At 50.2% G+C, this 13,433-nt stretch carries 1 protein-coding gene; it reads left to right on the forward strand.

What is annotated here, in order from left to right; genetic code table 11:
• Position 1: 1 nt before the first annotated feature.
• Entirely contained in the window at positions 2–13,429 is a 13,428-nt protein-coding gene (locus BR62_RS0116375) for a type I polyketide synthase (RefSeq protein WP_032871523.1), read from the forward strand.
• Positions 13,430–13,433 lie beyond the last annotated feature (4 nt).

Below are 13,433 nucleotides of genomic sequence, written 5' to 3' on the forward strand. Positions count from 1 at the left end.
CGTGAAGAACTTCAATAAGCAAATCACTTTATCGCTGAAAAATCCGTTTATTTTACATCATGACGTTTACGGACAAAAAGTCCTTCCGGGATTGGCTTATATTGATATGTTTTATCAGATTTTCAAAGAGCGCGGCTATTCATACGACGGGCTTCAGCTGCGCCATTTATCCATATATCAGCCGCTTATTGCGAAAGAAGACAGCGCCGTCAAGCTTACGGTTGAATGTACAAAGGTAAAAGAAGGGCGCTGGAAACTTACCGCAAAAGGGGCTGAGGTCAGCGGCGGACGAGTACAGCCGGAAGAACGTATTTACGTCAAAGCGGAAATGCACGAGACGGCACCCGCAATTTTCAGTGACACGCTTGATCTTGACTCTGTCAAACGCGAGGCGGAACGCACCATCGATTTAAATGAGCTGTATGCACAATGCAGAAGCCAGGAATTGGTTCACAGCGGATATATGAAAGCAGAAGGAGAAGTGTTTGAGGAGCGGGACGGCGTCATCTTTGATGTATCGCTCGGAAAAGACGCGATGGGACAGGCCGGGGGGTTTTTGTTCCATCCGACTCTCCTTGACGGAAGCGGCGTCGGCGCAAACCTATTGATCTCATCGCTGTTAAATGGGGAAAAGAGGCTGTTTCTGCCTCTTTTCTACGAATCTTTTACAGCTTCCGAACCTTTGCAGGCCGGCTGCATCACGAGAATCAAACGTTCGTCGCTTCGGCAGGAAAAGGAGCTCATTTACATTACACTGGAGTTTTTTAACGCATCCGGCCGAAAAGTAGCCGAGCTGAAAGATTTCACAAGCAAGCTCGTGCGGGATGCCGAGCTGATCAATACAGAACGAAAGACTGCTGAGAAGTCTCCTGAAAAAGCCGGTTTACCGGAAGTTGCGGCATCGCTTGAAGGCGGACACCCGCATGAGGAAGCAGAGCGGTATGTCATGAATCTGATGGCGGAAAAAATCGGCAAGCCGCTTGAACAGATTGATTCTCAAGTCGGCTACTATGAAATGGGGCTGACATCGTCCGGACTGCTTGACGTCGTCGAAACGATCAGCGAAAAAATCGGCGAAACCCTTTCTCCGACTTTGCTGTTTGAATATACGACGGCAGCAGAGCTGGCAGCTTTCCTGACTGAGCAGTACGGGAGCCATTTCAGCGCGTCTCCGGCAAAAATGGAGAAGCCGGTTGAGCCGCAAACAGAGAGAAGACGGAAAAGCAGTGTTCCGCAAGATGAAGATATCGCGATTATCGGCATGGCCGGCCGCTACCCGCAGGCCGAAAATATTCATCAATTCTGGGAAAACCTGAAAGAAGGAAAAAACTGTGTCACCGAAATTCCGGAGTCTCGCTGGGACTGGCGCCGGTTTGAAAATGTAAAGTCGCCTTCCGGAAAGAGCATTTCAAAATGGGGCGGATTTATTGATGATCCGGATTGCTTTGATCCCCAATTTTTCCGGATTACGCCGCGGGAAGCTGAAACAATGGACCCTCAGGAACGGCTGTTTTTACAAACATGCTGGGAAACGATTGAGGATGCCGGATATACGCCGAAGTCGCTCGCAGAGGCGCGCGGACGGAATAAGAGACAGCGCGTCGGCGTCTTCGCAGGGGTGATGCATAAGGATTATACGTTGGTCGGGGCTGAAGCTTCTTCTGAAGATCATGTATTCCCGCTTTCTCTTAATTATGCGCAAATCGCAAACAGAGTTTCATATTTTTGCAATTTTCACGGGCCGAGCATGGCGGTCGATACGGTCTGTTCATCTTCGCTGACTGCGGTTCACCTTGCTGCGGAAAGCATTCGGCGCGGGGAATGTGAATCGGCGGTTGCCGGAGGGGTCAATTTGTCGCTGCATCCGAATAAATATCTGACATACGGTTTATGGGACATGTTTTCAACAGACGGGGTTTGTCATACATTCGGGAAAGACGGAGACGGCTATGTACCGGCTGAAGGAATCGGTGCCGTTTTATTAAAACCGCTGCGAGAGGCGGTAAAAGACGGCGACCGGATTTATGCGGTGATAAAGGGCAGTGCCGTCAATCACGTGGGGACAGTGAGCGGAATTTCCGTGCCGAGTCCTGTCGCGCAGGCTGATTTGATTGAAGAATGCCTGGACAAAGCGGGCATCGATCCGCGCACGGTCAGTTATATTGAGGCGCACGGGACGGGAACTTCTCTCGGCGATCCGATTGAGGTTCAAGGCCTTGTCAAGGCGTTCCGCCAGTACACACAGGACAAACAGTTCTGTTCGATCGGATCAGTGAAGTCCAATATCGGCCATGCGGAATCGGCTGCGGGCATCAGCGGCTTAAGCAAGGTTGCCCTGCAGCTTCACCATAAAACTTTGGTGCCGTCTCTTCATTCGGAGGAGCTGAATCCGTATTTAGATTTTGAACAATCACCGTTTTACGTCCAGCATCATACCGAAGCATGGCAGCAGCCATCAGTGACGGAAAACGGAACCGAAACCGTATATCCCCGGCGTGCGGGCATCAGCTCTTTCGGGGCGACAGGTTCAAACGTGCATCTCATTCTGGAGGAATTTATCCCTGAAGAATCACACGGAACAAATGCTGAACCGGCAGAAGAACAGACATTCATTTTCCCGGTTTCAGCCCGGAATGAAGAACGGCTAAAAGAGTATGTTGCGAAGCTGTCTGCATTTATTCATCCCGGCCTGCCGCTTGAGGATGCGGCGTATACACTTCAGATCGGCCGTGAACAGATGGAGGAGCGGGTTGCGTTCACCGCTCAGAATATGACACAGCTCAAAGAGCGGCTGGAAGGCTTTCTGGCGGGTAAAACGGTCAGCGGGTGCTGGCGGAACCGAGCCGATAAAAGCAAACAGGCAGAGCTTGCTCCGGACTTGATACATAAATGGCTTTCTTCCGGGAGACTGGAGATGATTGCCGAAAAGTGGGCCGGCGGAGGAACGATGGATTGGAATCTCTTGTACGGTGAAAACAAACCGAATCGGATCAGCCTGCCGACGTATCCGTTTGAAAAAATCCGGTATTGGGTGCCGAAGGCGGAGAAAAGAGAATCGCTGCCGCAAAAAAATGCAGGCATGCTGCATCCGCTCCTGCATGAAAATGTATCAAACATGTCAGGCGTCCGTTTTCGGTCCTCGTTTAGCGGCGGAGAATTTTTCCTAAAAGATCACGTCGTCAAAAACGAGCGGACGTTACCGGGCGCGGCTTATCTGGAAATGGTCCGGGCGGCCGTTGAACACGCGGCAGAAACGAAGGAAGAAGGAACAGTCCGTCTGAAACATGTCGTATGGATACGTCCGTTTACAGCGGCGGATGAGTCCTCAGAACTGTATCTCCGCCTTTATGACGAAGAAAATGGAGAGATGGGATTTACGGTTTACAGTGAATCGGCTTCCTCGGAAGAAGAACCCGTACTCTATGCGCAAGGAAGCGCAGCGTTTGTCCGAGCGGGCGAACCGGCCAAAATCGAGATTGACAAATTAAGAGAGTCACGCCGTCTGATCACACCTGACGCTTGCTATCAGGCATACAAACAGATGGGGATTGAATACGGGGATGCTCACAAAGCGGTCACGGAAATCTATGCAAAAGACAGCAAAGTGCTCGCGAAGCTCTCACTCCCGTCATCTATTTCTCATACAAAAGATCAGTTTGTCCTCCATCCGAGCCTTTTGGATGCGGCCTTCCACGCGACAATCGGGTTAATGCTTGACAGAGACGGGACTGACATACGGCCGATGCTGCCGTTTGCTCTCGAACAGATTGATGTGTTGAAAAGCTGTAAAAGCGATATGTGGGTTTCCATTGCGTACAGCGGCGAAAGCAAGCCTGAAGATGCCGTGCAGAAGCTGGATATTGATGTATGTGACGAACAAGGCAATGTATGTGTGAAAATGACTGGTTATTCCGCACGGGAAATTGAAACGGATAAATCAGATACACTATTTTTTGAACACGTATGGGAAGAGAAGGCCGCTGTACATGAAAAAGCGCCGATCCATTTCAAAGCCCGTCACGTGATGATATCTGACAGGTTTACGGATCAAATGAACAGCATACAGACGGACTTCAGCTGTCATGTGCTCCGTGATCAGCATAAGAGTGAAGACGAACGGTTTGAAGCTTGTGCGCTTCAGGCGTTCGAAGAAGTGAAGAAAATCCTTTCTTCAAATTCCGGCGGGCGCGAGCTCATACAGATTGTCGTGCCTCAAGAAGCGGATACGCAGCTCCTTTGCGGCTTAACGGGGCTTTTGAAAACAGCGGCGCTTGAAAACCCGAACCTGACCGGCCAGCTGATTGAATTGGAGCCGGACGTCAAGGCAGACACGCTGTCACGATATGTAAAAGAATGCAGCGCTCATCCTGATGACAAGCATATTCGCTATGAAAACGGCAAGCGCTATACGGCACAATGGCAGGAAACAGGGCTTGAACAGTTCGGCGCCGAAAAGCCGTGGAAGGATAAAGGTGTTTATCTGATCACAGGCGGTGCGGGCGGACTCGGATTTTTATTCGCCAAAGAAATCGCCCGGCATGCAAAAGACGCCGTTCTTATTTTAACGGGGCGTTCTCTGTTGGATAACCGTAAAAAAGCCCAGCTTCAAGAACTGTCCGATCTCGGCGCGCAAGCCGTGTACAAACAAACGGACATAACGGAAAAACAAGAAGTTCAATCGCTCACAGCGGACATCTGTCGGCAGTACGGCGGATTAAACGGTATCATACACAGCGCCGGAACGATAAAAGACAACTATATTCTGAAAAAACACAAAGATGAAATCCGTGATGTACTGGCGCCGAAAGTCTCCGGGCTGGTTCATCTTGATGAAGCGGCAAAGGACATTGAGCTTGATTTTCTGATTCTTTTCTCTTCCGGAGCCGGAAGCGCCGGAAGCGCGGGCCAGGCTGATTATGCGATGGCCAATGCGTTTATGAACGCCTTCAGTGAAAAAAGAAACCGTAAAAAAGCCCGAAATGAACGCTATGGACATACCCTTTCAATCTGCTGGCCGCTTTGGAAAGACGGCGGCATGACGGTTGATGCTGAAACGGAAGCCATGCTGACAAAAGAAAGCGGCATGGTCCCTATGCAAACAGAAAACGGCATTCAGGCTTTATACCGCGGGTGGGCGGCAAACACATCCCAAGTCATGGTGACGGAAGGCTACGCCGCAAAAATCCGGGCGTTTCTGAAAAAATCAGCGGATGATCAGCCGGATAAGGGCAGCGAAACGGAAGAAACGGCAGGTCTTACAGCAGGCGGAGAGAACATGTTTGCAGAAAAAACGGAGCATTTCTTGAAACAAGTGCTTTCGGAAGTGACCAAACTTCCTGTCGGCAAAATTGATGCCAAGGCGCCTATGGAAGATTACGGAATTGATTCGATTATGATTATGCATTTGACGGGCCGGCTGGAAAAGAGCTTCGGCTCATTATCAAAAACATTGTTTTTCGAGTACCAGAATATCGAATCGCTGGCGCAGTATTTTATGAAAGCACACCGGGACACGCTGCTGGAAGTGACCGGGATGAAAACAGAAGAAACCCCTGCAGCCAAACCTGCGCTGTCTGAGAAAGCGAAAGTAAAGCCCGTTTTCAAACGGAATGAAGGCAAAAAAGGCTTTGCGCAAGTCCGTCCAGACACGCGGAAAAATCAGCAGCTGACAGAGCGTGAAGATATCGCAATTATCGGTATATCAGGACGATATCCGCAGGCCGAAAATCTTCAGGAATTTTGGAAGAATTTGAGTGAAGGCACTGACTGCATAACCGAAATTCCAAACGATCGCTGGGATCACAGTCTTTATTACGACGCTGATAAAGATAAAGAAGGCAAGACGTACGGAAAATGGGGAGGATTTTTGAAAGACGTGGACAAATTTGATCCGCAATTCTTCTCTATTTCGCCCCGGGATGCAAAATTGATGGACCCGCAGGAGCGGTTATTCCTGCAATGTGTCTACGAAACGATGGAAGATGCCGGTTACACGCGCAAAAAGCTCACGGAAAAATCGGGTGATTTGCTTGGCGCCAATGTCGGTGTTTACGTCGGCGTCATGTACGAGGAATATCAGCTTTACGGAGCCGAAGAACAGGCGCGCGGAAAATCGCTTGCGCTGACCGGAAATCCGTCATCAATTGCGAACAGGGCTTCCTATGTATTCGGTTTTAACGGCCCGAGCATGGCTCTGGATACGATGTGCTCTTCTTCTTTAACAGCCATTCATCTGGCATGCCAAAGCTTGCGGAACGGGGAATGCGAGGCAGCATTTGCCGGTGGTGTCAATGTATCCGTTCATCCGAATAAATATTTGATGCTCGGCCAGAACAGATTTTTATCAAGCAAAGGCAGATGTGAAAGTTTCGGAGAAGGCGGAGACGGTTATGTGCCCGGTGAAGGAGTGGGCGCCGTACTCCTTAAGCCGCTTTCTAAAGCGAAAGCGGACGGTGATCATATTTACGGCCTGATCAAAGGAACGGCCGTGAACCATGATGGAAAAACAAACGGGTATTCCGTACCGAATCCGAACGCCCAAGCCGCGGTGATCAAACAGGCGTTAAAAGACGCGGGAACCGATCCGAGGGCGGTCAGCTACATCGAAGCCCACGGCACCGGGACTTCACTCGGCGATCCGATTGAAATCACGGGTCTGACAAAAGCCTTTTCAGAACAAACACAAGATAAACAGTTTTGTGCCATCGGCTCAGCGAAATCCAATATCGGCCACTGTGAAAGCGCGGCGGGCATCGCCGGGCTGACGAAGGTGCTCCTGCAAATGAAGCATAAGCAGCTCGCACCGTCATTGCATTCCCGGACGCTTAACCCGAATATTGATTTTCCGAGTACGCCGTTCAAAGTGCAGCAGACGCTTGAAGAGTGGAAAAGACCGGTCATAAATGAAAACGGAGTAAATAAAGAATTGCCGAGAACCGCGGGGCTTTCCTCATTCGGAGCCGGCGGCGTCAACGCTCATATTGTCATCGAAGAATATTCCGCTGATGAGGATAAGGAGACGGCTTATGCTGCGCCTCATCCGTCGATGATCGTCCTTTCTGCGAAAAATGAGCAACGGCTTCAAAAACAGGCGAAACGTCTTCTTGATGCACTGCGGAGCGGGCGTTACCGGGAAGCAGATCTGAGCCGGATCGCATATACGCTTCAAATCGGCCGTGAACCGATGGAAGAGCGTCTCGGAATGATTGTCAGCAATTTGCGCGAGCTTGAAGAGAAGCTTGACGAATTTACGGGCGGCAAGGAGTCAATTGACCAGCTCTACCGCGGACAAGTCAAACAGAATAAAGACACGATGGCGCTGTTTGCGGCTGATGAGGACATGGAAAAAACCATTGAGACGTGGCTTGAAAAAGGCAAAGCCGCAAAGGTATTAGAGCTTTGGGTGAAGGGCCTTCCGCTGAATTGGGATAAGCTGTATCAAATGGGCAGACCGCAAAAAATCAGTCTTCCGGCCTACCCGTTTGCAAAAGACAGTTATTGGATCGACATATCAGCAGATGCAGCTGTCAAAAGACCGGCCGAAACACAGTCTGCGCCGCTCGCACCGGCGGCCGCCCCGGAACCGGTCATTGAAGTAACAACTCTTCACGACGAGACTGCCAAAGAAAAACCGTCAAATATTACACTGCAGTCTTTGAGCGGCGCGAAACCGAAAAGAACCGTACAGCCCGCTTCCCGTCCGGCGGTTTCCGCTGAAAAAGTAAGTGCCGTATTGACCGAAAGTTTGGCAGACGTTTTATATATGGATGCCGACGATATCGACGCAGACGACACATTTATTGATATCGGCATGGATTCAATTACCGGTCTTGAATGGATAAAGTCTGTTAATAAAGCATACGGCACGTCCCTTACGGTGACGAAAGTATATGATTATCCGACAATCCGCCAGTTTGCGGCTTTCTTGCAAAAAGAGCTCGGGACAGAACCGATCCTTGAGGAAGCAACCGAACCGCAGAAAACAGAGGCCGTGAAAAAACCGTCAAACATCATGCTGCAGCCTTTAAACGCTCATAAGCAGCATGTGATACAAGCAGAAGCGGATATTCTGGAGGCGATGTCAGAAACGGCAGCTTCCGCCGAACCGGAAGAACCGATTGAAGCGGTGCATGATGAGTTATCAAAAGCACTGGCTGATGTATTGTACATGGAGCGGCATGAAGTAGATATTGATGAGGCCTTTATTGACTTGGGTATGGATTCGATTACCGGTCTTGAATGGATAAAGGCCGTCAATAAACGGTACGGCACGGACTGTAACGTAACGAAAGTGTATGATTATCCGACAATCCGTCAATTTGCCGATTTTCTGCGTACGCAGCCGTCTGTCCGCGGAAGAAAAAAACAGGCGGTTCCCGTACGTCCAAAGCCGCTTACGCAGCAACATGCCCCGCAGGAGAAAACACCTGCCGAGCCGGAGAGATTAACGATTCAAAAGGAACCTGAACCGGTGCAGGCCAAACGGGAGCCTAAAGACGAGATAGCGGACGCGATAGCCATCGTCGGCATGTCGGGCAAGTACCCGGATGCGCCGGACCTAAAGACGTATTGGGACAACTTAGCCCGTGCGAAAAACGCCATTCGCGACATCCCGCTTTCCCGCTGGGATGTAAACAAATACTATGATCCGGCCTTAAACAAGAAGGGCAAAGTATACTGCAGATCAATCGGTATGCTTGACGGCATTGAAGAGTTTGATCCGCTGTTCTTTAATATATCTCCGTCTGAAGCGGAACTTATGGACCCGCAGCACCGGATATTTTTACAGGAAGGTTTTAAAGCCTTTGAAGATGCGGGTTACAGCTCAAAAGAATTAAACGGGAAAAATTGCGGCGTTTATTTGGGGATTATGAACAATGAATACGGCATGATGTTAAACAAACATCAGACAGGAGGAAGCGCGACGGGCAACAGTTTCAGCATCGCGGCGGCCCGCCTGCCTTATTATCTCAATTTGAAAGGGCCGGCCATTCCGATCGATACGGCATGCTCTTCATCTCTCGTCGGGGCTCATTTGGCGCGTCAGGCGCTGTTGAATCATGAAATTGACATGGCGCTTGTCGGCGGTGTGACCTTGTATTTAACGCCTGAATCATACATCAGCATGTGTGAAGCAGGAATGCTGTCTCCTGACGGCCAATGTAAAGCATTTGATAACAGTGCGAACGGATTTGTGCCTGGCGAAGGCGCGGGGGCGCTCGTTTTGAAGAGGCTGAAAGATGCGGAAGCCGATCAAGACCATATTTACGGAGTCATTATCGGATCTGGAATTAACCAGGACGGAAAAACCAACGGCATTACCGCACCAAGCGCGAAAAGCCAAATGGATTTAGAGCGCCAAGTGTATGAAGCGCACAACATCCACCCTGAGAGCATCACCTATGCGGAAATGCACGGCACCGGCACAAAGCAGGGGGATCCGATTGAATTAGAAGCCCTGTCTTCTGTATTTAAGGAAAAAACGGACCGCAAACAATTTTGCGCCATCGGTTCGGTTAAATCGAATATTGGGCATACGTCGGCGGCGGCAGGCGTAGCAAGCGTCCAGAAGGTTCTGCTGTCGATGAAGCATCAGCAGCTTGTGCCGACCCTTCATTTCAGCACGCCGAATGAACATTTTGATTTCGATGACTCGCCTTTATTTGTCAATACCGAACTCAAACCTTGGGAAACAGGCGGAGCACTGCGGCGGGCCTGTGTCAGCTCATTCGGCTACAGCGGCACAAACGCTCATCTCGTTATCGAAGAGTATCAGCCGAAAGACCGGGGAAGCCGTAAGCCTGATGAGACAAACATTTTTGTGCTGTCGGCGAAAAAAGCGCCTCAGGTAAAAACCTATGCCGAGTCTGTGATCGAATTTGCAAAAGCCAATCAGAATATCAATCTTTCAGATATGGCGTACACGCTTCAAACCGGGCGTGATGCGATGGATTACCGTCTTGCGGTTACAGCCGGTTCGAGAGAAGAACTGGTCAGCCGTTTAACCGATTTTGTAAACGGAAATACGGGTGAAGGGATATATCAAGCCCATATCAAAACGGCTAAAAAAGAAATCAAAGCATTTGAAACGGACGATGACCTGAAGCAGCTTGTGAGGTCATGGTTCGATCAGAAAAAATACGCCAAAATAGCGGAATTGTGGGCCAAAGGGCTTCAGATGGACTGGGACAGACTCTATCAAGGCGAAAAACCCCGCAGAATCAGTCTGCCGGCTTACCCATTTGCGAAGGAGCCGTACTGGCTGCCTGAGCCGAAAGCCGTACCGCAGGAAACAGAAGACCGGCGCGAGGCTGTGCTTTTAGAAAAGCAATGGGTTCCGTGTGAGATCGATTCGGCCGGTGAGAAAAGCGGCAGGACGGTCATGATTCTGGCTGATGCAAGAACAGCGGAGCTAGCAGAAGAGACTGCAAAACATTTCGCTGACTCGTTCATTCTCCCGGTCGATTCGGCTGCCACTGCAGCTAGCGATTGGAATCACATAGATGGCGCAATCGATCTGACGGGATGCGGAGACGAAGACCCTTCACTGAAAGGGATCAGCCGGATCCAGACTCTGATTGATACAAGCCGCCGGCAGGCGCGGCCGCTGACGCTGCTATATGTAACAAAAGGCTTGGAGCCATTTCAGCAGAAAACGATTCAACTTGCAGGAGCGGCAAAAAGCGGCCTGTACAGAATGCTTCAAAATGAGTATCAAAACGTGACGTCCAGACACATGGATGCCGGTACAGATACGGATCAGCAGACGCTTGCCAAACAGATTGCAGATGAATTTTCGGCGGACTGCACAGAACCGGAAATCTGCCGCCGAAACGGACAGAGATACCGTGCTTTATTCAGGGAGATTCCAAGCGGGAAGCGAGCAGAACATAAGCCCGCACCGTTTCCTGAAGACCATGTGCTTTTCATTACCGGAGGCACGAGGGGACTGGGTCTCTTATGCGCCCGCCATTTCACAGAAAAACACGGCGTGAAAAAAGTAGTGCTGACAGGCAGGGAGCCGATTCCTCCCCGCGATGAACGGTCAGCCGTTAATACGAGGCTGAAAGAGAAGATACGGGCGATTGAAGAGCTTGAAGCAAAAGGAGTGCAGGTGGCGGTGATCAGTCTGAAATTGTCTGATCATGATGCGGCGGCAGCGGAAATTGAAACGATCCGGCGCACGATGGGACCGATAGGCGGCGTCATTCACTGTGCGGGATCGGTTAATTCAGTAAATCCGGCGTTTATCAGAAAGACTGCTGACGATATACAAGAAGTGCTGGAACCGAAAGTCGCCGGGCTTCAAACATTAAGCAGCCTTTTCACAAATGATCCTTTGAAATTTTTTGTCTTATTTTCTTCAGTATCTGCAGTCGTTCCGGCGCTCGCGGCGGGACAGTCGGATTATGCGATGGCAAATGCGTACATGGATTATTTCGCGGCGGCTCATCAGCATCAATATCCGTTAGTCAGCATTCAATGGCCGAACTGGAAGGAAACCGGATTGGGTGAAGTCCGCACAGAAAGCCTGAAGCAGACCGGGCTGCTGGGACTGTCCAACGCGGAAGGACTTGACTTGCTGGACCGCATTTTATCTGAAAACATCCGCCCGTCCGTTCTGCCGGCTATCATTGATCGGAGCGAATGGCATCCTGACAGGCTGCTCTGTCAAGAGAAAAAACAAAAAGAGACTGAAGCCGTAATAAACGGCAAAGCCGCTGAAAAACATTCAGACAGAGAACTGCTTATTGATACGAAGGCGTGGCTTGTGAAACTGTTTTCCGATGAGCTGAAAATCGCTCCTGAAGAACTGGAAACAGACGAACCGTTTCAGGATTACGGGGTTGATTCGATCATTTTAGCGCAGCTTTTACAGCAAATGAATCAAGCGCTCAAAGAGGACTTAGATCCGTCTGTTTTATATGAACATCCGACGATTGACGCGTTTGCCGAATGGCTTGTATCCAATGGGCAGCCGCTGCTTGCAGAAAGGGAGGAACCTGATACAGCATTGTTGGTTCCGGCTGCCGTACAAACGGTTCACACTGAACAAAAGCGTGATGCCGTAACTGAAGACATTGCCGTCGTCGGAATGAGCTGCCGTTTTCCGGGAGCGGAATCGTTAGAACAATATTGGGACTTGCTGAGAAGCGGCAGGTCCGCAATCGGCTCAGTCCCGGCGGAACGTTTCGGATATGCAAATCAATACGTTGCGGGATTGATTGACAATATGGATCACTTTGATTCCGAATTCTTTTTCATTCCGGAAAACGACGCGAAAGCGATGGATCCTCAGGCATTGGCGGTGTTGGAAGAGAGCTTGAAACTTTGGTGCCATGCCGGCTATACCCGTGAAGAAATCAAGGGCATAGAAGCCGGTGTGTATATCGGAGGCCGCAGCCAGCATCAGCCTGATCCTGAAAGTCTTGCGAATACCCGCAACCCGATCGTTGCGGGCGGGCAGAATTATTTAGCGGCAAACGTTTCGCAATTTTTTGATCTGCGCGGGCCGAGCATCGTGCTTGATACGGCTTGTTCATCGGCTTTGACAGGAATAAACATGGCCGTTCAGGCACTGAGAAGCGGCGATATCAAAGCGGCGGTAGTTGGCGGCGTCAGCCTGCTGAACACGGATGCTGCGCACCGGATGTTCCAAGAGCGCAGACTGTTAAACGAACAACCGGCATTTCACGTATTTGACAAGCGTTCAGGCGGAGTTGTCCTCGGTGAAGGCGTCGGCATGGTGCTGTTAAAAACAGTAAGCCAGGCGCAAAAAGACGGCGACACGATACACGCGGTCATTAAGGCCGCCGCCATGAACAATGACGGCAGAACGGCAGGCCCGTCAGCTCCTAATATGCAGGCGCAAAAAGATGTCATGCAAAGCGCGCTTTTCAAAAGCGGCAAAAAGCCGGAAGACATCAGTTATATCGAAGCAAACGGATCGGGTTCCGCTGTAACTGATTTGCTTGAGCTGAAGGCGATTCAATCCGTATACCGCTCAGGCCAGCATGTTCCGCTCGGCATCGGGTCAATTAAGCCGAACATCGGGCATCCGCTTTGCGCAGAAGGCATCGCAAGCTTCATTAAAGTCGTATTAATGCTGAAGCATAAACAAACGGTTCCGTTCCTCTCAGGAGATGAACCGATGCCGCATTTTGATATAACAAAGACAGATTTTCATTTTCATAAAACAGCCGGCGAATGGGATGCATCCAGACCGTCAGCAGCCATCAACTGCTTTGCCGACGGCGGAACGAACGCCCACGTCATTCTGGAAGCTTGGGAAGAAAAAGATACCCGAATGAAAAGAAAGCCGCTGCCGGTACCGTCATTAAGACGTAAGGCTCTGGTAAAAGAACCTGATGCACCGGCGGAGAAACAAGAGCTTCCTGCGAAAAAAATGTTTTGGAAAGCATTTAAATGAGAGA

Source organism: Bacillus sp. UNC69MF (assembly GCF_000746035.1).
GTDB classification, from domain to species: domain Bacteria; phylum Bacillota; class Bacilli; order Bacillales; family Bacillaceae; genus Bacillus; species Bacillus velezensis.